Genomic DNA, 23843 nt, shown 5'->3' with positions numbered 1-23843 from the left:
CCGGGGTGCTCCTTCCAAGGGAGGCGGCATGGATCCTGAAACGAGTTCAGGATGACGGAGAGGGAGAGAGCGGGGAGTGCGCCCCCGTTCAACCGCTCAGAAATATATGTCGATGTAATCCGTCAGGCCGTCGCACCATTCGAATTCGCGCAGCCGCCAGTACTGGCGACCCTGCGTCACACCGAAGCGCCAGACCTTGTCGGCAGCGCACTGGCGGCCGGGATCGGGCGTGTCGGTGATCGTCACGCGTCCATCAAGAAGGAAGTAGTCGGCGCCGATCTCGGTCACCACGCCCTCCACCGTCACGCGCCCCGGCCCGTCCTGCGCGCTTTGCGACCCCAACAGATGCCAGACGCCGTTCGCGTCGACCGTCACCTCCACGTCGCCACGCCGGTCCCAGGTGATCCATTGCAATGTCATACCGCTGTTGTTGCGCAGCCGATGCGCGGCGTCCTGACTGAGGATGCGGGTGGCGGTGGGACCTTCCGGCGTGCTCTCCTCTACCGACGGCGGCGGAGCGGCTTCGGGCGGCGGCGCGCCGGTGCAGGCGCCGAGCGCGAGCAGCATCGGAAGGAAGATTTGCTTCATGTTCCGCCAAACGCGTGGATGACGGGGGCCGTTCCCCGTTCACGCTCCCGTTACCGCTTGCTATGCTAGGGTCCGACAATGAACAGACGCGGTATCATCAAGGGCGCCCTGGCGCTGGGCGCAACCATGGCTCTCCCCTCCCGCCTCCCGGCGCAAGTGCGGGGTGGAAACCCGCGCGACGCGATCCTGGCGGAGATCGCGAAGCGGGAACAGCAGAAGGCGGGATCGATCCTCTGGCGCACCGACATCGTCGGCATCGCCGACTTCGGGCTGCGCAGTTCGGAGCCGCGCTTCCACTTCGTCAATCTCGAGGCGGGGCGGGTCGATTCGTACCTCGTCACGCACGGCAGCGGCTCCGATCCGGAGCACGACGGATGGCTCAACTGGTTCTCCAATGTGCCCGAATCGCTTTGCACCAGCCGCGGCGCCTACATGACCTACGGCTGGTACACCGGGCAGTTCGGCACTTCGATCCGGCTGGAGGGGCTGGAGGCGGACAATTCGAACGCGCTCGACCGCGCGATCGTGATGCACCGCGCCGCCTATGCGGAGCCCGAGCACCTCGCCCGCTGGGGCCGCCTCGGCCGTTCCAACGGCTGTTTCGCGATGGGCGACGCGGACTTCAAGCTGGCCTTGCTCCAGCTCGGCGGCGGCCGCGTACTCTTCGCCGATCGCCTGGGCCTGGCGGCGGACGGCACCACCGTCCCGCGCCCCGCCCAGGGTGCAGGCCAGATCACGCCGCTGACGCCGCAGCCGCCCCGCGGCGAGGACATCCTGAACCCGGGCGTCTACTGACCACTCTTCGTCATCCCAGCGAAAGCCGGGATGACGGAAAGCGAGACCTCTCAGGTGGTCTTCATGTCGTCGATGATCTCGACCGCTTCCTCGCTCGTGCGCCGCGCCCGGTTCTCCTGGCGGGGCTGGTCGAGTGCGGCGAGGACCGGAGCGTCCCGGCCGTAGATATCCTTGAAGCTGCGCATCTCGCCGTCGATATCGGTGCCCATCGTGAAATAGGTGATGTAGACCGGCATCCGCGTGGTGAACGGGACCTTCGTGTATTCGCCCGACTTCAGGATCTCGACCGCTTCCCCGGCCGCCACCTTGCGCTCCTCGTCGGTCTTGGGAGCCTGCGCGAGGATCGCCAGCGTGATCGCCAGTTCGCTCGCCCGCTCGGTTCGGATGCACCCGTGGCTGAGCGCGCGGTTGGCGTTGTTGAACAAGTGGCGCGAAGGCGTGTCGTGCAGGAAGATCGCATGCGGATTGGGCATGTCGAGCTTCATCAGCCCGAGCGAGTTGCCCGGCCCGGGCTGCTGGACGACGGTGACGAAACCGGTCTCCTTGTCGCGCCAGCCCTTGTAACCGTTGGCCCGCGCCCACCCGGGATTGCCGAGCACCCGCGCGCCGAGCCCTTCGCCCTTCACGATCGACTGCGGCACCGTCCAGTTGGGGTTGAAGATCACCCCTTCCACCGTCTCGGCGAGCTGCGGGGTCGCGGTGCGGCCCGGCTTGCCGACGATCGTCTTGTAGGTCCGCAGGATCTTGTCGTTGACCGTCAGCCGCAATTGGAACTCGGGCACGTTGGTCATCAGGTACTGGTTGCCGAGATCACGCGCGAGCCAGCGCCAGCGGTCCATGTTGGCGCGGATCAGCTTGCGCTTGGAGGCCTCCCCCGCCGGGGTCGCGGCGAGTTCGGCCTTGAGCTTGGCGTAATCCGGGTGGAGCGGCGCAAGATTCTGCAGTGCGCCCGCGATGTCGCCGCTGGCAAGCGCCCCGGCCATCACGTCGCCGGTGCGGTAGCGGTCGGGATCGGGATCGACCACGAACCACTGCTTGCGCGCCTCCATCGGCGTGCGCCCATCGCGCATGTCCTCTACCAGCCAGGCGAAGGCGCGGCTCGCCACCTGGTCGAGCTGCTCGCCCGGGCCACCCGCGATCGCCTGGCGCAGGGCCAGCTCGTCATAGTCGGCAGGGTCGAGCCCTTCGGTGCCGATCCCGGCGATGACGGTCGCCAGCTGCTCCGCGTTCGCGACCGTCCAGGGCTGGACCGCCGGTTCGAACTGCTGGACCACTTCCTTGGCGATCGTGCGGACCGGATCGCCGGGCGCAGCGACCGGCGCCGGCGGCACCGGGCGAACGGGCCGCGCCGGCTCGCTGGCGACAACGTCGTTGTCCGGCCTGACCGGATACTGGCCGACCGCCTGCGATTCCGGCAGGAGGTTCTCCGGCGCCTGCTGCTGCGCCGCGACGGCGGCGGGGTGGAGCACCGTCAGCGATGCGGCGGCAAGGAAGATTGGCGAAAGTTTGCTGGTCATTGTCTCTGTCTCTAACCCCCGGCACCTCTGGTCGCAGCGAGGGCCGGTGCGAATTTGCCTTAACGAAACATGCGCATCAAGCACCGCGGCTGACTGGCGGCTGAATTCAGATGGCTGATGACGCGCCGCAACACCCGGCCTATGGCCGCTGCGATGCTTCCCGAGCACCGCCAGTTGCCCATCCTCGTCACCGTGGCGGGAATCGCGCTGTTCGCAGCGATGGATGCGTTCATGAAGTCGGCCGCGATCGCGGTCGGTGCCTATAGCGCGCTGGTGCTGCGCACGGCGATCGGGTTCGCGGTCGTCGCTCCCTTCTGGCTCGGGCTCGGCGGGCGCTGGCCGGCACGGCACGTGCTGCGCATTCACCTGAAGCGCGGGATCGTCGTTGCCTTCATGGCGCTCACCTTCTTCTTCGCGCTCGTGCGCCTGCCGCTGGCGGAAGCGATCGCACTCTCTTTCGTGGCGCCGCTGATCGCGCTCTATCTTGCCGCGATCCTGCTGGGGGAGACGATCGAGCGGCGAGCGGTGATCGCCGCACTGCTCGGCCTGGCGGGCGTGGTGGTGATCGTCACCGGCAAGCTCGGAACCCAGGAGCTCGACCGCGATGCCGTGCTGGGCCTGTCGGCGATGGCATTCTCGACGCTGCTCTACGCCTGGAATCTGGTGATCCAGCGCGAGCAGGCGCTCGTCGCCCGGCCCCTCGAAGTCGCGACATTCCAGAACGGCGTGGTCACGCTCACTCTGCTGCCGCTCGCCCCGCTGTTGTTCATCGTGCCGGACCCGGCCGCCTGGCGCGACATCGGCGCGGCCGCGCTGCTCGCCACGGGCGCCGCAATCGCGCTGGCCTGGGCCTATGCGCGGGCCGAGACGCAGGTGCTCCTGCCGATCGAGTATTCGGCCTTCCTCTGGGCCGCGCTGTTCGGCTGGCTGTTCTTCCGCGAGGAACTCGGCCCCGGCACGGTCGCTGGCGCGGCGCTGATCGTAGTCGGCTGCTGGATCGCCGCGCGCCGCCGGCCCGAGCAAAGCGCGCTCTAGCGCCGCTGCTCCGGCTGGTGCACCTGCGCCGCTTCGGCCGCTTCGGCCGGCTGGCCGGCGAAGGTCGCCGCGGCACCGAAGCAGGCGGCGACGGCAAGCGCCCCGGCGAGAACCGCAGCGCGCACGGCATCGCGCGGATCGGAATCCGTTTTCGCATGGTCGATCATCGTGTCTCTCCACTCGGCCGCGCGCTCGGCTGGCGGCCCGTTTCGCAGAACCAATGCCCCGGCGCACCGCACGGTTCCGGGCGCGCGCCCTTGACGCCTCGCGCGCGAACGCGCAGGTGCCGCGGCAAAATCGCGACTCTTCCGCCGGAGCGCAGGCGGCGGACGCCATTCACGAAAGGACGACGCACAGCATGACCCAGGTCGGCAAGGACAGCCTCAAGACCCGCTCCACCCTCACCGTGAACGGCAAGGACTACGCCTATTACTCCTTCGCCAAGGCGGCGGAGAAAGTCGGCGACGTCTCGCGTCTCCCCTTCTCGCTCAAGGTCCTGCTGGAGAACATGCTGCGGTTCGAGGACGGCGGCTTCACCGTCGGCGAGGAACACGTCCGCGCGATCGCCGACTGGCAGAAGAACCCGGTTACCGGCGAGGAAATCCAGTACCGCCCGGCCCGCGTGCTGCTGCAGGACTTCACCGGCGTGCCCTGCGTGGTCGACCTCGCCGCGATGCGCGACGCGATCGCCAAGCTCGGCGGCGACACCGCCAAGATCAACCCGCAGGTGCCGGTCAACCTCGTGATCGACCACTCGGTCATGGTCGACGAGTTCGGCCACCCCAAGGCGTTCGAGAAGAACGTCGAGCTCGAATACGCGCGCAATGCCGAGCGCTACGACTTCCTCAAGTGGGGCTCCAAGAGCTTCCGCAACTTCTCCGCCGTGCCGCCGGGCACCGGCATCTGCCACCAGGTGAACCTCGAGCACATCGCGCAGGGCGTGTGGTCGAGCCAGGACGAAGGCGGCCAGATGGTCGCCTATCCCGACACCTGCGTCGGCACCGACAGCCACACCACGATGGTCAACGGTCTCGGCGTGCTGGGCTGGGGCGTCGGCGGGATCGAGGCCGAGGCGGCCATGCTCGGCCAGCCGGTTTCGATGCTGATCCCCGAAGTCGTCGGCTTCAAGCTGACCGGCTCGCTCGCGGAGGGTGTGACCGCGACCGACCTCGTGCTCACCTGCGTGCAGATGCTGCGTGAGGTGGGCGTGGTCGGCCGCTTCGTCGAATTCTACGGCCCGGGCGTCTCGACGCTGAGCCTCGCCGATCGCGCGACGATCGCCAACATGGCGCCCGAATACGGCGCGACCTGCGGCTTCTTCGGCATCGACGGCAAGACGCTCGACTACATGCGCCTGACCGGTCGCAGCGAGGAGACGATCGCACTCGTCGAGGCCTACAGCCGCGAGCAGGGCATGTGGTTCGAGCCGGACAACGAGCCCATCTTCACCAAGACGCTCGAGCTGGACATCGGCGCGGTCGTCCCCAGCCTCGCCGGCCCCAAGCGCCCGCAGGACAAGGTCATTCTCCCCGAGGTCGACGAGCTGTTCAACTCGGACCTGAAGAAGCTCTACGGCAAGAGCGAGCCCGCGCGCGTCGCGGTCGAGGGCAAGGAACACGACATCGGCGACGGCGACGTGGTGATCGCCGCGATCACGAGCTGCACCAACACCTCCAACCCCGACGTGCTGATCGCCGCCGGTCTCGTCGCCAAGAAGGCGAACGAGCGCGGGTTGAAGCCGAAGCCGTGGGTCAAGACCAGCCTTGCGCCCGGGTCGCAGGTCGTCACCGACTATCTCGAGAAGGCGGGCCTGCAGGACCATCTCGACGCGCTCGGCTTCGATCTCGTCGGCTACGGCTGCACGACCTGCATCGGCAACTCGGGCCCGCTTGCGCCGCCGATCAGCAAGGCGATCAACGGCAACGACATCGTCGCCGCCTCGGTCCTTTCGGGCAACCGCAACTTCGAAGGCCGCGTCAGCCCCGACGTGCGGGCGAACTTCCTCGCCAGCCCGCCGCTGGTGGTCGCCTACGCGCTCAAGGGCACGGTGACGCAGGACATCACCACGACCCCGCTCGGGACCGACCAGGCGGGCAACGATGTCTTCCTCAAGGACGTCTGGCCGAGCAACGACGAAGTCGCCCAGATCCGCTCGGGCGCGATCGACCGCGCCATGTTCGAGGCGCGCTATGCCGACGTCTACAAGGGCGACGCGCACTGGCAGGCGATCGACGTCACCGGATCGGACACCTACCAGTGGCGTCCGGGCAGCACCTATGTCGCCAATCCGCCCTATTTCGAGGGCATGAGCATGACGCCGGCGCCGGTGACCGATATCATCGATGCGAAGCCGCTCGCGATCCTCGGCGACAGCGTCACCACCGACCACATCAGCCCGGCCGGCTCGATCAAGGAAGACAGCCCGGCAGGCAAGTACCTGATCGAGAACCAGGTCGCGAAGGCGGACTTCAACTCCTACGGCTCGCGCCGCGGCAACCACGAAGTCATGATGCGCGGCACCTTCGCCAACATCCGCATCCGCAACGAGATGGTCCCCGGCGTCGAAGGCGGCTTCACCGCTTACGACGGCGAGCAGATGGCGATCTACGACGCGGCGATGAAGCACAAGGCCGACGGCACGCCGCTGGTCGTGGTCGCGGGCAAGGAATACGGCACCGGCTCCAGCCGCGACTGGGCCGCAAAGGGCACGATCCTGCTGGGCGTGCGCGCGGTGATCGTCGAGAGTTTCGAGCGTATCCACCGCTCGAACCTCGTCGGCATGGGCGTGCTGCCGCTGCAGTTCAGCGGCGGCGACACGCGCGAGACGCTGGGCTTGACGGGCGACGACAGCTTCACGATCAAGGGTCTGGCCGATCTCAAGCCGGCGCAGGATGTGGAGGTCGAAGTGACCCGTGCGAACGGCGAGAGCTTCACCTTCACCGCCAAGTGCCGGATCGATACCGCCAACGAGATGGAATACTACCGCAACGGCGGCATCCTCCACTACGTGCTGCGCAAGCTGGCCGCGTAACGCGCAGGCATCGCGGACGCAAAAAAAGGGCGGCTCCCTCGCGGGGGCCGCCCTTTCTCGTGGGAGTGGCGAAGGGCGGGTCTAAGCCGCCTTCGCCGCCTTGAACTTGCGCCGGCCGAGCACCGCTGCGACGGCGAGGCCGAAGAGGATCGTCATCGGCGGGGCCGGCACCTGCGTGCCGCTGGTGGTACCGCCGGTGCTGGAGGACGTGCTGGTCGAGGACGACGTGCTCGAGCTGGTCGAGCTGCTCGTGCTCGAACTGGTGCTGCTCGACGTGCTGGTGGAACTGCTAGTGCTCGTGCTGCTGGTGACGTTGCCCGAAGTCGAGGTGCTGGTCGACACGTTGCCCGAGGTCGAGGTCGAGCTCCCGCCCGTGGAGGTCGAGGTCGAACTGCCTCCGGTCGAAGTCGAGGTCGAGCTACCACCCGAAGAGGTGGAGGTGGAGCTACCCCCCGACGAGGTGGAGCTGCCGCCGGTGGAGGTCGAGGTGGAGCTGCCCGACGTGGTCGAGGTTACCACGACGTTGCCGCCGCTGCTGCTCCCGCCACCGAAGAAGCCGCCGAAGAACCCTCCGCCGAAACCGCCGAAGCCGCCGCTGCCGCCGATCACCGTCACACCGCCGCTGCTACCGCCCGAAATCGGGGGCGCAGGAGGCAGCGGCACCGGCACCATCGCGACCTGGTAGGCCGGAGGGCACTCCTCGTCGTAGGCGGGTGCGGGCAGTGCGTGCGCGGGTGCCGCCGGCCCCGCCGGCACGCATTCGACCTCGCGCTCGACCACGCGCCGCTTGCGCCGTTCCTCGGGCACCGCGCGCCTTACGATCTTGGGCGATTCCTTGATGTAGCGGACCGGCTGAATCTTGTCCGACTTGTACGAAGGCGTGTCGGTGATCTGCTTCTCGGCCACGTGGACCGCGCCGCCTGCGAGCAGCGCGCCGCCGACCGCAGTCACGGACAGTTTCGCCAGAGCCATCTTTACCGACATGACAAGTTCTCTCGTTGCGCGGAGCCCGGCGGCCGGCGAACCCGGTCACGGATGGCTCCTTGTCATGCCATGGGAACGCAACGCAGCTAACGCGGCAATCGTTTTAACCACTTTTCGGAGGCCCCGGCCGAAGAAAACCGGCCGAAAACCGCGTGCTGGCGCGACTTGTCCCGCGTTGGGGCGAAAACCGCGGAATTCCTTGCCTTCCCGTTAGGGATTTTCGTCGAACAAGCCCGACTGCGCGCCTTTGGGCGGCGTCATCTCGAGGTGGGTCCAGCCCGATTCGTTGAGGCACCGCCCGCGTGCCGTGCGGGCCACCAGGCCGAGCTGGATCAGGTAGGGCTCGATCACTTCCTCGACCGTGTCGCGCGGCTCCGAGAGCCCGGCGGCAAGCGTTTCCACGCCCACAGGGCCGCCCCGATAGGTGGTCGCGATCATGGTGAGATAGCGCCGGTCCATCGCATCGAGGCCGAGGCGATCGATCTCCAGCCGGGTCAGCGCCTCGTCCGCGACCTTGCGCGTCACCGTGCCCCCCTGAGACCCACCTATGCCCGCGACATGCGCGAAGTCGCGCACCCGGCGCAGCAGCCGCCCGGCGACGCGCGGCGTGCCCCGGCTGCGGCGCGCGATCTCGCGCGCGCCCGCAGGGTCGATCTCCATCCCCAGCAGCCGCGCGCCGCGGCTGACGACGAGATCGAGTTCCTCGTGGGTGTAAAAGTTGAGCCGCACCGGAATGCCGAACCGGTCGCGCAGCGGCGTCGTCAGCAGGCCCTGCCGCGTGGTCGCGCCGACCAGCGTGAAGGGCGGCAGGTCGATCCGCACGCTGCGCGCCGAGGGGCCTTCGCCGATGATGAGGTCGAGCGCGCGGTCCTCCATCGCCGGATACAGCACTTCCTCGACCACCGGATTGAGCCGATGGATCTCGTCGATGAACAGCACGTCGTGCGGTTCGAGATTGGTCAGCAGCGCTGCCAGATCGCCCGCCTTGGCGATCACCGGCCCGCTGGTGGCGCGAAAGCCGACCCCGAGCTCCTTGGCGACGATCTGCGCCAGCGTCGTCTTGCCGAGGCCGGGGGGCCCGAAGAACAGCACATGGTCCATCGCCTCCCCGCGCGACCGTGCGCTCTCGATGAACACGCGCAGGTTCTCGCGCGCCGCCTCCTGCCCGATGAACTCGCCCAGGGACTTCGGGCGCAGCGCGGCGTCGACATCGCCGCTCTGACGATCGGGTGCGGTCAGCCGGTCGGGATCGTCGAGGTTCACCGGCCTCTCCCGAAGAACCGGTCGACGCCGAACTTGCCCGATCCCGACGCAGCGAAATGAAGGCCCAGGAACACCAGCACGATCGCCGGCCACCAGCCGCGGAACGGCTCGTTCCAATGCACCATGACGATCGCGACAGTGAAGTTGGCGGCGATCAGCAGCCCGGCCCAGCGGGTCAACAGACCCGCGATCAGCAGGGCGCCGCACCCGAACTGGACCGCGACTGAGAACGGCGCGAGCAGCCACGGCAGGGGGAACCCGAACTGGTCGAGGAACTGCACGAACTCGTTCATCCGCGCGCGGCTGGTCACGTTGTCCCAGGTCTCGTGGATCAGGAAGCCGCCGGTCAGCGCGCGCAGGCCGAACAGCGTAAGATCGCTCCAGCGGGAGAGATGGCCGAGTGCCAGCCTCACCCCGCTGCCCTCTTCAGCGCGACGCGGATCAGGTCGCTCTCGCTGGCGCCTTCGCCAAGTTCGCCCTGCGCCGCGGCGACGGCGCGAGCTGCCACCGCAGGCTTGAAACCCAGGTTCTCGAGGGCAGAGACCGCGTCGGCGCTGGCACCGCCGGCGGGGGTGGCTGGCACCGCGCCCGCACCTCCGCCTGGTAGCGCCCCGGCCTTGTCCCTCAGCTCGTTGACGATGCGGCTCGCCAGCTTCGGGCCGACACCCTGCGCGCGCGCCACCATCGCCGCGTCGCCTCCCGCGCAGGCCGCCTGCAGCTCGCCCGGCGAGAGCGCGGAAAGGATTGCCAGTGCGACCTTGCCGCCCACGCCCTGCACCTGCGTCAGCAGCCGGAACCAGTCCCGCTCGGCTGCTTCCGCGAAACCGAGCAGGCGCATGTCGTTCTCACTCACCTGCAGGTCGGTGTAGATCGTGCACGCCTCGCCCACATCGCCCAGCGCGGCGAGCGTCTTCGACGAACAGTGGACGAGGTAGCCGACGCCCGCGACGTCGATCACCGCCCAGTCCGCACCGGTTTCGTCGAGCAGGCCCTTCAGCTTCGCAATCATGCTTTGTTCCTGCCCGAGCGCGGGCGGTTTGGCCAGTGCCGGCGTTGTTTTGTCCGCAGTGCCTCGCAGCGACCTTCTTCGCGTCTTTGCGCGAAACAAAAATTCCTTCCTCTCCGGCATTGGACAGGCCCGAAATCTTGCGCCACATCCCTCCCGCATGAGCTGGAACACATTCGGGCGGGTTTTCCGCATGACGACCTGGGGGGAGAGCCACGGGCCGGCGCTGGGCGCGGTGGTCGACGGATGTCCGCCGGGGCTGGAGCTTTCTGAACAGCAGATCCAGCCGTTCCTCGATGCACGGCGGCCCGGGCAGTCGAAGTTCACCACCCAACGGCAGGAGCCGGACCGGGTGAAGATCCTCTCCGGCACGTTCGAGGGTCGCACGACCGGAACGCCCATCTCGCTGATGATCGAGAACACCGATCAGCGATCGAAGGACTATTCGGAAATCGCCGCCGCCTACCGTCCCGGCCATGCCGACTACGCCTACGACGCGAAATACGGCCTGCGCGATTATCGCGGCGGGGGGCGCAGCTCGGCGCGCGAGACGGCGGCGCGGGTCGCGGCCGGCGCCGTCGCGCGGCTGGTGATCCCCGAGGTGACGATCACCGCCTACGTCGTCCAGATCGGCAGCGACGCCATCGACCGCGAGGCGATGAACCTCGACACGATCGGCGACAACCCGTTCTTCTGCCCCGATAGCTGGGCGGCCAAGCGCTGGGAAAACCTGATCGACGCGGCGCGCAAGGACGGCTCCAGCCTTGGCGCAGTCGTCGAATGCGTGGCCGAGGGTGTGCCGGCCGGCTGGGGCGCGCCCATCTACGCCAAGCTCGACGCCGACCTCGCCTCGGCCATGATGGGGATCAACGCGGTCAAGGGCGTCGAGATCGGCGACGGCTTCGGCGCCGCCGCCTTGCGCGGCGAGGAGAATGCCGACCCGATGCGCCCCGGCGTGAACGGTCCCGAGTTCACGGCCAATCACGCGGGCGGCATCGCCGGCGGCATCGCGACCGGCCAGCCGGTCGTCTGCCGCATCGCCTTCAAGCCGACCAGCTCGATCCTGACCCCGGTCGATTCGATCACGAGAGAGGGCGAGGCAACCCAGATCCGCACCAAGGGCCGTCACGACCCATGCGTCGGCATCCGGGGGACGCCGGTGGTCGCGGCGATGATGGCACTCGTGCTTGCCGATCACAAGATGTTGCACCACGCGCAATGCTCATGAGGAGTCTGTTGCGCTTTTCGAAAGTTCCAGCGTTGTGATCGATTATATCGATGTTCGCAATCGCACAAAAACGCTTTTGTTGATCGTACAACCTCTTATCTGAAGCCTCGAGTTTCACCCCAGAAAGAGGATTCAAACATGGGTATCATTGGCAGCACGATCCAGCCGTTCAAGGCGACCGCCTTCCAGAAGGGCAAGGACTTCTTCGAGGTTTCCGACGAGGACCTGAAGGGCAAGTGGGCCGTGTTCTTCTTCTATCCGGCCGACTTCACGTTCGTCTGCCCGACCGAGCTCGAAGACCTCGGCGAAAAGTATCATCTGCTCCAGCAGATGGGCGTCGACGTCTATGCCGTCAGCACCGACACGCATTTCAGCCACAAGGCCTGGCATGACACGTCGGAGAAGATCGGCAAGCTCGAATACGCCTTCCTCGGCGACCAGAACCACATCCTCGCCAACAACTTCGGTGTGCTGCGCGAAGGCGCCGGCCTCGCGGACCGTGCGACGTTCGTGGTCGATCCCGACGGTGTGATCCAGATCATGGAGATCACCTGCGAAGGCGTCGGCCGCAATGCCAACGAGCTGACCCGCAAGATCAAGGCCGCGCAGTATGTCCGCGCGAACCCGGGCCAGGTCTGCCCGGCGGCGTGGGAAGAAGGCGGCGAGACGCTGGCTCCGTCGCTCGACCTCGTCGGCAAGCTCTAAGGCTTAGCCACCGAACACAGGAACCCGGGCTTCGGCCCGGGTCACGTGGAAGGTCCGGGGCACCCTCCCCCTCCCCCCGCCCCGGGCCTTCATCACTTATTCCGCTGCCCCTCCCGTCGCCATTGCGAGGGGACCAGCGAGGACCGATCCGTGCGGACTCGTCCGCAGATCGTTCGCGCGCGATCGGCGCGCCTGCAATGGCGACCCATTTTCCAGGAGTTCACCCGATGCTCGACACCGCGATGAAGCAGCAGCTCAAGCAATACCTCGCCAATCTGCGCGAGCCGATCGAGCTCGTCGCCTCGCTGGGCGACGACGCGAAGTCGGGCGAAACGCGCGCGCTCCTGACCGAGATTGCCGAGCTGCACGAACATGTCTCCGCCCAGTTCGACGGAACGGACGAACGCAAGCCGAGCTTCATCATCCGCCGCGCGTCCGACGCCGAGAAGTGGGTCCGCTTCGCGGGCCTGCCGATGGGGCACGAGTTCACCTCGCTGGTGCTCGCGCTGCTCTGGGCCGGCGGCCATCCGCCCAAGGCCGATCCCGAGACCATCGAGGCAATCGAGCGGCTCGAGGGCGACTACAACTTCGAGATGTATTTCTCGCTGAGCTGCCACAACTGCCCCGACGTGGTGCAGGCGCTGACGCTGATGGCGCTGCTCAACCCGCGCATCACCGCGACCCTGATCGAAGGCGGCACCTTCAAGGACGAGGTCGAGGCGCGCGACGTGATGGCCGTGCCCGCGACGTTCCTGAACGGCGAGCCGTTCTTCAACGGCAAGATGAGCCTGGAGGACGTGCTGGCCAGGCTCGACACCGGCGCCGGCGAGCGCCAGGCGGCCAAGCTGGCCGAGAAGGAGCCGTTCGAAGTGCTCGTGGTCGGCGGCGGCCCCGCTGGCGCCTCGGCCGCGATCTACACCGCGCGCAAGGGCTTCTCCACCGGCATCGCCGCCGAGCGCTTCGGCGGCCAGCTTCACGACACGCTCGGGATCGAGAACCTGACCGGCACGACCTACACCGAAGGACCGAAGCTGGCGGCGCAGCTCGAGAGCCACGTCGGCGAGTACGAGATCGACCTGATGGACCGCCTGCAGGCGGAGAAGCTGATCCCCGCCTCGAAGCCGGGCGGTCTGCACGAAGTCGTGTTCGCCAACGGCGCCTCGCTCAAGACGCGCTCGCTGATCCTCGCGACCGGCGCGCGTTGGCGCAACCTCGGCGTGCCGGGCGAGGCCGAATACCGCAACAAGGGCGTGGCCTACTGCCCGCACTGCGACGGCCCGCTGTTCAAGGGCAAGCGCATCGCGGTGATCGGCGGCGGCAACTCGGGCGTCGAGGCGGCGATCGACCTTGCCAAGATCGTCGACCACGTCACCGTGATCGAGTTCGACACCAAGCTCCGCGCCGACGAGGTGCTGCAAGCCAAGCTGCGCAGCATGGGCAACGTCGAAGTGCTCACCAACGCGCAGACGACCGAGATCACCGGCGACGGCAACCGCGTGAACGGCCTCGTCTACAAGGATCGCGCGAGCGGCGAGGAGCACCGCGTCGAGCTGGCCGGCGTGTTCGTCCAGATCGGCCTGGTGCCCAACACCGAATGGTTGAAAGACAGCGGCCTCGCGCTCAGCAAGTTCGGCGAGATCGAAATCGACGGCAACGCGGCCACCAACCTCCCCGGCGTGTTCGCCGCGGGCGACTGCACGACCGTGCCCTACAAGCAGATCGTGATCGCCATGGGCGAAGGCTCCAAGGCGGCGCTGAGCGCGTTCGACTACCTGATCCGCACGGAACCGGTCGAGGTGGCGGAGGCGGCTTGAGCCGCTAACAGATTTGGTTCGCGCAGAGCCCGCGGAGAACGCGGAGAGTAAGAGGGGCGGGCGCTGCTCGCCTCCTCTTCGTCATCCCAGCGAAAGCTGGGATGACGGGAAGTAGGTAAGGGCTGGCGCCTGCGGGCAATCGTCCCTCCCACCCCCTATTGTCCTTCCCGCGAAAGCGGGAATCCATGGTCGGAGGTCTGAATCTCGATTCCGGTGTCGCTTGGGATGGTGAAGATCTGTAACGAAGCGAAGCGCCCTCCACGGCCTCTGCGCGAAAAACTGCCGCCCCGAGCGGGTGGCACTCCCTGTGTCACCTTCGCCGTTTCAGCACCAGATAAAGCGCACCTTCGCCTCCGTGGCGGCGGTGCGCTTTTCGTATGGCGGCGATGTCGGGGCCGTGCGGGCCGGCGGCGAGCCAGTCGAGGATTTTCGCCCGGATCGCGCCGCGACGGCTGCCGCGATCGGCAGCATCGACGGGGCGCGGCTTGCCGGCGATCAGCAGGATCACCCGCGCGCCCATGGCCTTGGCCTGGAACAGCCCGCTCTCCAGCCGCGCGTGCGCCGCATCCAGCGAGTGGCCGTGCAGGTCGAGCGTGAAATCGGGCGCCACGCTGCCCGCCTTGAAGCGCCGCTCCCAATGGGAGTCGAGCCCATCCTCCACCTTGGCGGGAGGAACCCTCGCCGGAGGTTGCTGGAGAGGCACGGGCCGCGTTCCGGGCACCGGCGGCTTGGCGGATTTGGCAGGCGGTTTCGGGGGCGCTTTGGCCGGAGGCTTCGGATCGGTGGACGCTGCGCCCGCCCGGACACGGGGAAGGTGCAGCGGCGTCACCGTGGAGGCAAGGCGCTCCCACGCCGCCTTCTCCGCCTCGCTCAATCCGCGCGGGGCGCTCATCGCCCGTTGAGGCGCGCGACGGTTCCCTTCGGCAGCAGCACCAGCGCTTGGCCGCGCGCGCTCATGCCGCCGGCGATGCGCCGGGCATCCTCGCCCGCGCCCCAGAACGTGTCGAAGCGGTTGGCGCCCTTGATCGCGCCCCCGGTGTCCTGCGCCACCCACAGACCATCGGCCTCGGGCCGGTCCACTTCGAGCCAGACCGGCGCGCCGTAGGGGACGAAGGCGGGATCGACCGCAACCGAGCTTTCGCGCCGCACCGGCACGCCGAGAGAGCCGAGCGGGCCGTCGCCCTTCAGTTCCTGGAAGAAGATCCAGCTCTTGTTGAGCCGCATCAGCTCGCGGCCTTCCTCCGGGTTCTCCCGGATATAGGCCATGATGCCCTGCATCGAGCCCGAGTACTGGCCCGGCCCGTCGCCGATCAGCCCGCGCTCGCGCATGACACGGCCCACGCCGACATATTCGCGCCCGTTCTGCCCGGCATAGCCGATGCGCATGACACTGCCGTCGGGCGCGACGAGGCGGCCGGAACCCTGGATCTGGAGGAAGAAGAACTCGACCGGATCCGCCACCCAGGCGATCTCCAGCCCGCGGCCGGCGAGCGCGCCTTGCTCGATCTGCGTGCGGTCGTAGTAGAGTATGAAATCGCCGTTCTCGTCGTAGCGGCCGAGGGGCGGACGACCGGTGCGCTCGCTTTCGGGCACGTCGTCGGCCCAGGCGCGGACCAGATCGCTCGGCATGGCGTAGACCGGAACGTCGTAGCCGGGGATGCGGGTGCGGCTGCCGCGGATCTCCGGCTCGAAGTAGCCGGTGGCGAAGGCCGCGCCATCGCCGACGCGGGCGGTTTCGAAATGCTGCTGGAAGAAATCGTGTCCGCGGCCCTGCGGCCAAGTGCTCGCCGCGCCACAAGCCGGGCGCCAGTCTTCGGGGCGAGTCAGCCCGCTCGCATCCGGGCGCGTCAGCAGCCAGCGGCAGCTTTCGCGGAACGAGGCGAGCGCAGTGTCGGCATCGGCCGCACGGAGACCGAGGGAGCCGAGGTTCGGGCCGGCGCTCACGCCAGCAAGGGCGGCGCTCGTCACGCCGGCGGGCGGCGCAACCGGGGCGGAGGGACGCGGTCCGGTGCCCGGAGGCACGATCGTGCAGCCGGTCGTCAGGGCCAGCGCGGCCAGTATCCCCCAGCGACGCATGGCCGGTCCCTCCCCTTTATGCTGAAGTCAGCCCTCGTCGGTCTCGTCGAGCAGCCAGTCCGGACCGGGCGAGTCGACCATGCGGCTGAAGGTCCACACGTCGCGGCTCACGATCGCATCGTCGAGCGAGCCGGCGATCATGTTGCCCTCGCTGTCGCGCGTCACCGCGGCGATGTCGGAGACGAACTTCACCGCGATCCGCGCACGCCCGCCGTCGAGCGATGCGCTGTGGATCGTCGCATCCTCGATCCGGATGAGGCGGTTGTCGAGCGTCTCGCCCGCTTCCTCGCGTGCGGCGATAGCGGCGTCGAAGCCGGCGTAGACGTCGTCGTCGCACAGTTCCCGCAGCGTCTCGCGGTCACCCTTCCAGAACGCCTCGAGCACCATGGCATAGGCGCCCTTGGCCCCTTCAAGGAAGGCTGTGAGGTCGAAATAGCGGTCGGCCGCCGCAATCTCCTGCACCCCGCGCTCCACCGCCGGGACGACGCCCGCGGGGCGCGGCAGCGGCGCGTTCTGGCGCTGCACCGGCGCCGCGGCATGCGGCGCGGCCTGCTTGCCCTTGTCGAACCGCGTCGGAATCGGCTCCTCCTCGTGCTCGGCACGGCGGCCGAGGACCGAGTAGAGTCGCATGCCAAGGAAGGCGGCGATCATGGCGAGGATGACGATTTCGTAGATCACAGGAAGCTGTCCGTTTGCATGGCGGACCGGCCAGGCGCCGCATCCGGTTCAATCGTGCCCTAGATAGTGGCAAAATACAAATGGACAACGCGTATCGCCCCGTCTGCGATCCGGCCTGCCTCGTGCCGCAAGCACGAGTTGCGGCACCGGGCGCGCGGTGCTAGGCGCGCGGGCCAAGGCTCGCCCCTGCCGGGCGGGCGCTCCGTACCATTCTCGACGAAAGCGTATTCCATCATGGCCGACGAAGGCGACGTCCTTACCGATCTCGATCTCGATCCCGCAACCGGCGGCAACGGCGCGGACACGCTGCCGGCCGCGGGGATCATCGCGCAGTACGTCAAGGACATGTCGGTCGAAGTGCCCAACGCGCCAGAGTGCTTCCAGTGGAAGGACGCGCCGCAGGTCGACGTGCAGTTCAACATCGCCGCGCGCCAGATCAGCGACGAGGTGCACGAGGTCGAGCTCAAGATCAACGCCACCGCGAAGGCGGAGAAGGGCAACGTGTTCCTGGTCGAAGTCGCCTATTGCGGCCTACTCGGCATGCGCAATCTGCCCGAGGATCAGGCGCACGCCTTCCTCTATTCGGAAGCGCCGCGCCTGCTGTTCCCCTTCGCCCGCCGCATCCTCGCCGATGCGAGCCGCGACGCGGGCCAGCAGCCGCTGATGATCGACCCGATCGACTTCAACGGCCTCTACACGCAGCGCCTGCAGCAGAAGCGGCAGGAAGAAGCCGCCGCGGGCGGCGTTCCGGCGGGCGAAGCCTGAGCTTCCGCGCCCCTCCCAAAGACGTAGCGGGAAGGGTACGGGTAGCATGAGCCTGCTCAAGAACGTCGGGACGATCGGGGGGCTGACCATGGTCAGCCGCCTGTTCGGCTTCGCGCGCGACATGCTGCTTGCCCGCGCGCTCGGTGCGGGCGGCGTGGCCGACGCCTGGCAGCTCGCCTTCCAGCTCCCGAACATTTTCCGCCGGCTGTTCGCCGAGGGCGCCTTCGCGAGCGCCTTCGTGCCGCTGTTCAATCGGCGCATGGCGAATCGCGACGACCTTTCCGAAGCGCGCCGCTTCGCCGAGGAAGTGCTCGCCTTCCTGATCCCGGTGCTGATCGTGTTCGGCGCGCTCGCGCTGATCGCCATGCCGTGGATCGCCGGTCTCTTCGCCAACGAGGGGATCGAGGGCGATCCCGAGCTGTTCGACCTCGCCGTGCTGATGGCGCGGATCACTTTCCCCTACCTCGCCTTCATGAGCCTCGCGACGTTGTTCGCTGCGATTCTCAACTCGCTCTCGCGCTTCGCCGCCGCCGCGGCAGCACCGATCCTGCTCAACTTGTGCATGATCGTCGCGCTGATCGCAGGCATGACGCTCGGCGAAGGCGTGGAGGCCCGGCGCGCGACCGGCGAGCTGCTCGCGGTCGCGGTCACGGTGTCGGGCCTGCTCCAGCTCGTCTGGCTATGGGTCTGGGCGCGCAAGGCGGGCTTCCGCATGCGCCTGGGCCGCCCGCGGATCACGCACGGGGTGAAGGAACTGGGGATTCTCATCCTCCCGGCGGTCTTCGGCGCGGGCGTCTACCAGATCAGCCGCTTCATCGACCTGTTCTTCCTCGCCACCCTGCCCGACGGGGCCTACACCTTCCTCGCGATGGGCGACCGGCTGAACCAGTTGCCGCTGGGGATCGTCGGCATCGCGCTCGGCACCGCGATCCTGCCCTCGCTCTCGCGCCATATCGCGGGCGCCGACCACGACGCGGCCCAGCGCCTGCAGTCGAACGCGATCGAGCTAGCGATGCTGCTCACCGTGCCGGCGGCGGTTGCTCTGTTCGTTACCGGCAGCGCCTTCACCCGCGCGTTCTACACCGGCGGCGCGTTCACCCTGTCCGACGCGATGGCGACCGGCGCGGTGACCTCGGCGCTGGTGGTGGGCCTGCCCGCCTACGTGCTGATCAAGGTGCTGGTGCCTAACTACTTCGCCCGCAAGGACACGCGTACGCCGGTCTATACCGCGATGGCCGGGCTCCTGCTCAACATCGCGCTCAACTTCGTCCTCGTGCCTCACTTCGGCGTCGTCGGGCTCGCGCTGGCAGGATCCGCCGGAGCCTGGACCAACGTCGCGCTGCTCTATGCCCTGCTGGCGCGCAAGGGGCACTTCCGCATGACGGGGCGAGTCGCCTGGCGTATCGCACGGATTGCGTTCGCGGCCGCGCTGATGGGCGCGGCGCTGTGGTTCGCCATGCCCTGGGGCGCGGACTACTATGCCGGCGGCGTGCTTGAGCGCGTGGGATCGATCGCCGCTCTGGTCGCGATCGGCGGGGCGATCTACTTCGTGCTTGCGGCGCTGCTGGGCGTGCTCGACCGCGCGGCCATCGCCCGGCTGATGCGCCGCGAGGGTTGACATCGCGGGGCCGGGGCCGGAAGCGCTCCCCCTCCTTCACCCCAAACAACAGGACCGTCATGCGCGTCGTTTCCGGCATCCAGCCCACGGGCAATCTCCACCTCGGCAACTACCTGGGGGCGATTCGCAATTGGGTGCGCATGCAGGACGAGCTGGAGGACGCCAACCGCGCTCAAGCAGCCGCAGGCGGTAGCGCAGACGAAAACCAATGCCTGTTCTTCCTGGCGGACCTGCACGCGATCTCGATGCCACACGACCCGGCGGAACTGCGCCGCGCGACGCTGGAGATGGCCGCCGCGTTGGTCGCCTGCGGGATCGACCCCGACCGCTCGATCCTGTTCAACCAGGCGCAGGTCCCCGCCCATGCCGAGATGCAATGGCTGCTCAACGGCACGGCCCGCATCGGCTGGCTGAACCGCATGACGCAGTTCAAGGACAAGAGCGGCAAGAACCGCGAGGGCGCCAGCGCCGCACTGTTCACCTACCCGGTGCTGCAGGCGGCCGACGTGCTGCTCTACCAGGCAACCCATGTGCCGGTGGGCGAGGATCAGAAGCAGCACCTCGAATTCGCGCGCGACGTGGCGCAGAAGTTCAACAACGACTTCGCCAGCGAGGATGCGCCCGTCTTCACTCTGCCCGATCCGATCACTCCGCCGGATGCGGCGCGGATCATGAGCCTGCGCGACGGAACGGCCAAGATGAGCAAGTCCGATCCCAGCGACATGGCGCGCATCAACCTGACCGACGATGCCGACGCGATCATGAAGAAGGTCAAGAAGGCCAAGACCGATCCCGAACCGCTGCCGTCCGAAGCGGCCGGGCTCGCGGGACGGCCGGAAGCGCTCAACCTCGTATCGATCTACGGCGGGCTAGCCGGCACCTCGGTCGACGCAGTGCTGGCCGAGTTCGGCGGACAGGGCTTCGGTGCGTTCAAACCGGCGTTGGGCGAACTGATGGTCGAGGCAATCGCGCCGATCACCACACGGTTCCGCGCGCTGCTGGAAGACCGCGAGGCGCTCGACGCGATTCTCGCCAAGGGCGCGGCCAAAGCGCGCAAGCGCGCCGCGCCGACACTCGCCGCGACGTACGAGGCACTTGGCCTCGTGCGGGGGTGACGGGCATTGATCGAAGATCGAAACAGGGGCGTTACGGGCTGGACGTCACTGATTTCATTATGTTTTCACCCTGTTCTCATTCAATTCCCATTCAGCCCGCCTCCTTTACAACACGCTCTATCGATGACAGCGTAGAGCCGGCGTGAGGGACGGTCGCGCTATGCGTTACTGCTTCCTAAGGGGATGATACGATGAACACCCGCAAGAAAGGCTGGGGCCGCACCCTCAAGCTCGCCGCCGTGCCGGTGCTGCTCGCCGGCCTCGCCGCCTGCGCCACGCCGTTCAAGGCCGACGTGTCGCGCTTCCAGTCGCAGCTTCCTGCGCCGCAGGGCCAGACCTTCGCCGTCGTGGCGGACGATCCGGCGCTCGCCGGCGGTCTCGAGTTCGCCCGCTACGCCGACTACGTCGAAGCGGAGATGGCGCAGCTCGGCTACGCCCAGGCCTCGCCGGAGAACGCGACGCTTCTCGTCCGGTTCGATTACGGCGTCGACGGCGGGCGCGAGCGGGTTCGCTCGACCCCGGGCTTCCGCGATCCGTTCTACGATCCGTGGTACGGCTTTTCGCGCCGCCCGGTCTACGTCCGCACGCCCGACGGCTACCGCGTCGCCTACGTGCCGACGCGTTCGTGGGGCTACGGGTTCTACGATCCGTGGTTCAGCGCGCCCGATATCCGCAGCTACACCGTCTACACCAGCGGGATCGAGCTGAAGATCGACCGCGCGGCGGACGGCGCGCGCCTGTTCGAAGGCACGGCGGAAGCCGTCTCCACCTCGAACCGGCTGCAGTATCTCGTGCCGAACCTGGTCGACGCCATGTTCACCGATTTCCCGGGCAATTCGGGCGAGACGGTGCGCATCTCGATCAAGCCCGAGGGCGAGACCTCGGTGCGCCGGATCGACTGATCCGACCACACGCCCAGCGATCACCAAGGGGGCGGGCCTGCGCAAGCGGGTCCGCCCTTTTCGCTGGGTGCCGCGCCGCCCGCACCTTGCCGCCCCGGCGTTCGGCGCTACATCCGGCCGTATCGTCATGAGCCTGCCACCGACCTTCCTTGCGATTCGCGCACTTGCCGCGCTCCTGCTGGCAGTCATTGGCCTTCAGGCCGTGCCCGTGCAGGCGGTCGGGATCGAGCGCCATCACGGCTCCGCGTTCGATATTTCCGCGGTCGACGTCGCCACCGCGCCCGCGCTGCGCATGGCGAGTGGCGGCGAGGTCCAGCGGCTGGAACCGCCCACACCGCCGCCGCCGATCCCGGCCGCGCGCATCACCGTCCCGGCCGCCGCGCCGGCGGCTGCTTATGCACCAGCCGCATTGCCGGCGCCGACCGGCCCGCCGCTCGCGCGCGAGTTGACGAGCCTCTCGCTGGCCCCGCGCGCTCCGCCTTTCGCCTGAATCCTCCCGCCTCGGCCACGCGGCCGACGACGACAACGGACAATTTCAGGTGAATCATGACCATCCAGACCAGCCGGGCGGCTTCGCCCGGTGACGAACGGCGCACGCAGGCCGAAGCCCTGCTCGCGCGTTACCCCGAGCTCTCGCAGAGCGAGATCGACGACCTTCGCCGGTGGTTCGGCAAGGAGGCGACGGCGCTCGAAACCGCGATACTCGCGGGCGACGAACGGCTCGGCGGTGCCTACCAGCAGTTCCGCAAGGACCACCTCGACCGCCTGTCCGCGCTCGAGAAGGGAATCGCCACAGTGATCGGCGTTCTGCTGATCGCCGGCCTCGCGGCCTTGGCGATCATGCTCTGACAAGCCGGGCGGGGCGGCCTGACAACGAGCCGCTCCGCCCACTGGCCCGAATCATGCGAGCTGGGCATGCCCTCCCGTCGACCCGAAACCGCCCGCTCCGCGCGCGGTTTCGTCGAGGTCGGCGACTTCATCCCAGGCTGCCTGCGTGACCGGCGCAAGCACGAGCTGCGCCACCCGGTCGCCTCGCGCGATGGCGAAAGGTTCGGCGCCGTGGTTGATCAGGATCACCTTGAGCTCGCCGCGATAATCCGAATCGATCGTCCCCGGCGCATTGGGCACGCTGATCCCGTGCTTGAGCGCGAGGCCGGACCGCGGCCGGACCTGAATCTCGTAACCTGCTGGAATGGCTACCGCGAGGCCGGTCGCGACTGCGTGACGCGCGCCGGATGCGATCGTCACGTCCTCGGCGGACAGCACGTCCATGCCCGCGGCGCCTTCGGTGGCATAGCGCGGCAGGTCGAGCCCCTCGCCGTGCGGCAGGCGCTTGATCCGGACGGGTATCGCATCGGTCATTCGTCTTCGGACTCCAGTTCTCGCGCGATCCGCTCGACCAGCGCGCGGGCCACGGCATCTTTGGGCATCTGCTCGAGCGTTTCCACGCCCTCGGCGGTGATCACGTGCACCGCATTGCTCTCCCCGCCCATCACGCTTTCTTCTCTCGGGCCCGAGACATCGTTGGCGACGATCCAGTCGGCGCCCTTGCGCTCGCGCTTCGCGGTGGCATTCGCGACCACGTTCTCGGTTTCGGCCGCGAAGCCGATGATCAGGCCGGGCCGCCGCGCGTCGCGGGCGAGCGCGGCGAGGATGTCGGGGTTCTCGGCCAGCTCTAACGCGGCCGGGGCGGCGCCGTTCTTCTTGATCTTCTGTGCGGCGAGATCCTTGCTGCGCCAGTCGGCGACCGCAGCGACCATCACCGCGACATCGGCCGGCAGCGCGTCCTGCACCGCCGCCGCCATCTCGCGCGCCGATTCGACGTCGATCCGCTCCACTCCCGGCGGCGTTTCGAGCGTGACGGGTCCCGCGATCAAGGTCACTCGCGCCCCCGCGGCGGCGGCCGCGGCGGCGATAGCGAAGCCCTGCTTCCCGCTCGACCGGTTGGCGATATAGCGCACCGGATCGATTGGCTCGTGCGTCGGCCCGGCGGTGACGAGGACGTGCCGCCCGTAGAGCGGACGATGCGCTGGCGCGGCATCGAAGTCGGGCTGGCCGGAAAGCGGGTCGGCCGCGAGCCGCTGGACAAGCCCCAGCCGCACCGCGATCGCCGACCAGATCGCCTCCGGCTCGGGCAGGCGGCCCGGTCCGTATTCGCCGCAAGCCATGGGCCCCTCGTCGGGCTCCATCACCTCGACGCCCGCCTGGCGCAGCCATGCGACGTTGCGCTGCGTCGCCGCGTGCTGCCACATGCGCACGTTCATGGCGGGCACCGCCAGGACCGGCTTGTCGGTCGCGAGGAGCAGCGTGGTCGCGAGATCGTCGGCCAGGCCCGCGGTCATCTTCGCCAGCAGATCCGCCGTAGCCGGGCACACGACCACCAGGTCGGCCTCGCGGCTGAGCTGGATGTGGCCCATCTCCGCCTCGTTCTTGAGGTCCCACAGTGTGGTGTAGACGGGATTTTCCGACAGCGCCGCCAGCGTCATCGGGGTGACGAACTGCTGCCCGCCTCCGGTGATCACGCAGGTGACCGACCCGCCCGCCTTGCGGATCAGCCGCACCAGCTCGCACGCCTTGTAGGCCGCTATGCCGCCGCCGACGATGAGCAGAATGCGGGGAGCGCCCGAGCGACTGTCAACGGTCATGGCAGATCGTCCCCGTTTTCACTGTGCGCGAGCCTAGCCCGGCGCGCCGCCGCGTGCCAGCCCTGCCCGGCCGTGTAA

General features: G+C 68.2%; 24 protein-coding genes. 13 read left to right on the top strand and 11 right to left on the bottom strand.

What is annotated here, in order from left to right:
* Positions 1-96 precede the first annotated feature (96 nt).
* Positions 97-588, bottom strand: coding sequence for a hypothetical protein (locus tag JNO53_RS05890; RefSeq protein WP_238401662.1), 492 nt, complete (start codon positions 586-588; stop codon positions 97-99).
* A gap of 78 nt (positions 589-666) precedes the next feature.
* On the opposite strand from JNO53_RS05890, the gene JNO53_RS05885 reads away from it, so the two are divergent.
* The gene (locus JNO53_RS05885) at positions 667-1383 is read left to right on the top strand and encodes a murein L,D-transpeptidase catalytic domain-containing protein (protein WP_203108617.1); all 717 of its coding nucleotides are present in this window, start codon (positions 667-669) and stop codon (positions 1381-1383) included.
* Between the two features lie 50 nt (positions 1384-1433).
* On the opposite strand, the gene JNO53_RS05880 is transcribed toward JNO53_RS05885, so the two are convergent.
* On the bottom strand, positions 1434-2900 hold the full coding sequence (locus tag JNO53_RS05880; protein WP_203108616.1) for a L,D-transpeptidase family protein: 1467 nt from the start codon (positions 2898-2900) through the stop codon (positions 1434-1436).
* Between the two features lie 117 nt (positions 2901-3017).
* Here JNO53_RS05880 and JNO53_RS05875 point away from each other — a divergent pair, with 117 nt between their 5' ends.
* Positions 3018-3935 (top strand): DMT family transporter, encoded by a 918-nt coding sequence (locus tag JNO53_RS05875; RefSeq protein WP_238401661.1) that lies wholly within the window; start codon positions 3018-3020, stop codon positions 3933-3935.
* Here the strand turns inward: JNO53_RS05875 and JNO53_RS05870 are convergent.
* Positions 3932-4102, bottom strand: coding sequence for a hypothetical protein (locus JNO53_RS05870; RefSeq protein ID WP_203108615.1), 171 nt, complete (start codon positions 4100-4102; stop codon positions 3932-3934). The genes JNO53_RS05875 and JNO53_RS05870 overlap by 4 nt on opposite strands.
* 191 nt (positions 4103-4293) lie before the next feature.
* Here JNO53_RS05870 and acnA point away from each other — a divergent pair, with 191 nt between their 5' ends.
* A complete protein-coding gene (gene acnA / locus JNO53_RS05865; protein ID WP_203108614.1) occupies positions 4294-6966 on the top strand; it encodes an aconitate hydratase AcnA in 2673 nt (890 codons plus the stop codon).
* A 100-nt stretch (positions 6967-7066) separates the two neighbouring features.
* Positions 7067-7651, top strand: coding sequence for a hypothetical protein (locus tag JNO53_RS15345; protein WP_238401659.1), 585 nt, complete (start codon positions 7067-7069; stop codon positions 7649-7651).
* Positions 7652-8160: 509 nt separating this feature from the next.
* Here the strand turns inward: JNO53_RS15345 and ruvB are convergent.
* From ruvB to ruvA, 3 genes are read right to left on the bottom strand one after another with little or no spacing between them, the layout of a single operon-like run.
* Positions 8161-9213: a Holliday junction branch migration DNA helicase RuvB gene (ruvB, locus tag JNO53_RS05855; protein ID WP_203108610.1), complete on the bottom strand. Its 1053-nt coding sequence runs from the start codon at positions 9211-9213 to the stop codon at positions 8161-8163.
* On the bottom strand, positions 9210-9626 hold the full coding sequence (locus JNO53_RS05850) for a DoxX family membrane protein (protein WP_203108608.1): 417 nt from the start codon (positions 9624-9626) through the stop codon (positions 9210-9212). The genes ruvB and JNO53_RS05850 overlap by 4 nt, the downstream gene beginning before the upstream one ends.
* Entirely contained in the window at positions 9623-10222 is a 600-nt protein-coding gene (gene ruvA / locus JNO53_RS05845) for a Holliday junction branch migration protein RuvA (RefSeq protein WP_203108606.1), read from the bottom strand. The genes JNO53_RS05850 and ruvA overlap by 4 nt, the downstream gene beginning before the upstream one ends.
* Before the next feature lie 157 nt (positions 10223-10379).
* Here ruvA and aroC point away from each other — a divergent pair, with 157 nt between their 5' ends.
* The 3 genes from aroC to ahpF all read left to right on the top strand — a co-directional run bounded on the left by aroC (position 10380) and on the right by ahpF (position 13966).
* A complete protein-coding gene (gene aroC, locus JNO53_RS05840) occupies positions 10380-11447 on the top strand; it encodes a chorismate synthase (protein WP_203108604.1) in 1068 nt (355 codons plus the stop codon).
* A 138-nt stretch (positions 11448-11585) separates the two neighbouring features.
* The gene (gene ahpC / locus JNO53_RS05835; protein WP_203108602.1) at positions 11586-12152 is read left to right on the top strand and encodes an alkyl hydroperoxide reductase subunit C; all 567 of its coding nucleotides are present in this window, start codon (positions 11586-11588) and stop codon (positions 12150-12152) included.
* A gap of 227 nt (positions 12153-12379) precedes the next feature.
* Complete coding sequence (gene ahpF / locus JNO53_RS05830; RefSeq protein WP_203108600.1) at positions 12380-13966, top strand: alkyl hydroperoxide reductase subunit F; 1587 nt, start codon at positions 12380-12382, stop codon at positions 13964-13966.
* 310 nt (positions 13967-14276) lie between these two features.
* Here the strand turns inward: ahpF and JNO53_RS15505 are convergent, their stop codons facing one another.
* From JNO53_RS15505 to JNO53_RS05815, 3 genes are all read right to left on the bottom strand, one after another.
* The gene (locus tag JNO53_RS15505; protein ID WP_338015305.1) at positions 14277-14576 is read right to left on the bottom strand and encodes a Smr/MutS family protein; all 300 of its coding nucleotides are present in this window, start codon (positions 14574-14576) and stop codon (positions 14277-14279) included.
* Between the two features lie 278 nt (positions 14577-14854).
* Entirely contained in the window at positions 14855-16042 is a 1188-nt protein-coding gene (gene mltA / locus JNO53_RS05820; protein ID WP_203108596.1) for a murein transglycosylase A, read from the bottom strand.
* 27 nt (positions 16043-16069) lie between these two features.
* Positions 16070-16720 (bottom strand): Tim44/TimA family putative adaptor protein, encoded by a 651-nt coding sequence (locus JNO53_RS05815; protein ID WP_203108594.1) that lies wholly within the window; start codon positions 16718-16720, stop codon positions 16070-16072.
* Between the two features lie 234 nt (positions 16721-16954).
* Here JNO53_RS05815 and secB point away from each other — a divergent pair, with 234 nt between their 5' ends.
* The 6 genes from secB to JNO53_RS05785 all read left to right on the top strand — a co-directional run bounded on the left by secB (position 16955) and on the right by JNO53_RS05785 (position 21969).
* Positions 16955-17485 carry a protein-export chaperone SecB gene (secB, locus tag JNO53_RS05810; protein WP_203108591.1) on the top strand — a complete coding sequence of 177 codons (531 nt, stop codon included), beginning with the start codon at positions 16955-16957 and terminating at the stop codon, positions 17483-17485.
* Positions 17486-17531: 46 nt separating this feature from the next.
* A complete protein-coding gene (murJ, locus tag JNO53_RS05805; RefSeq protein ID WP_203108589.1) occupies positions 17532-19103 on the top strand; it encodes a murein biosynthesis integral membrane protein MurJ in 1572 nt (523 codons plus the stop codon).
* 59 nt (positions 19104-19162) lie between these two features.
* A complete protein-coding gene (trpS, locus tag JNO53_RS05800; RefSeq protein ID WP_203108587.1) occupies positions 19163-20218 on the top strand; it encodes a tryptophan--tRNA ligase in 1056 nt (351 codons plus the stop codon).
* 191 nt (positions 20219-20409) lie between these two features.
* Positions 20410-21120 carry a DUF4136 domain-containing protein gene (locus JNO53_RS05795; RefSeq protein WP_203108585.1) on the top strand — a complete coding sequence of 237 codons (711 nt, stop codon included), beginning with the start codon at positions 20410-20412 and terminating at the stop codon, positions 21118-21120.
* 127 nt (positions 21121-21247) lie between these two features.
* Entirely contained in the window at positions 21248-21610 is a 363-nt protein-coding gene (locus JNO53_RS05790; RefSeq protein ID WP_203108583.1) for a hypothetical protein, read from the top strand.
* A gap of 56 nt (positions 21611-21666) precedes the next feature.
* Positions 21667-21969 carry a hypothetical protein gene (locus JNO53_RS05785; protein WP_203108581.1) on the top strand — a complete coding sequence of 101 codons (303 nt, stop codon included), beginning with the start codon at positions 21667-21669 and terminating at the stop codon, positions 21967-21969.
* Positions 21970-22020: 51 nt separating this feature from the next.
* On the opposite strand, the gene dut is transcribed toward JNO53_RS05785, so the two are convergent.
* Together dut and JNO53_RS05775 are read right to left on the bottom strand one after the other, a co-directional pair.
* Positions 22021-22482: a dUTP diphosphatase gene (gene dut / locus JNO53_RS05780; protein ID WP_203108579.1), complete on the bottom strand. Its 462-nt coding sequence runs from the start codon at positions 22480-22482 to the stop codon at positions 22021-22023.
* Positions 22479-23765: a bifunctional phosphopantothenoylcysteine decarboxylase/phosphopantothenate synthase gene (locus JNO53_RS05775; RefSeq protein ID WP_203108577.1), complete on the bottom strand. Its 1287-nt coding sequence runs from the start codon at positions 23763-23765 to the stop codon at positions 22479-22481. Before JNO53_RS05775 ends, dut begins: the two co-directional genes overlap by 4 nt.
* Positions 23766-23843 lie beyond the last annotated feature (78 nt).

The sequence above is a fragment of the Altererythrobacter sp. C41 genome, from assembly GCF_016803135.1.
GTDB lineage: Bacteria > Pseudomonadota > Alphaproteobacteria > Sphingomonadales > Sphingomonadaceae > Pelagerythrobacter.
Note: the sequence above shows the minus strand (reverse complement) of the source record. Positions and strands in the feature narration are given on the sequence as shown.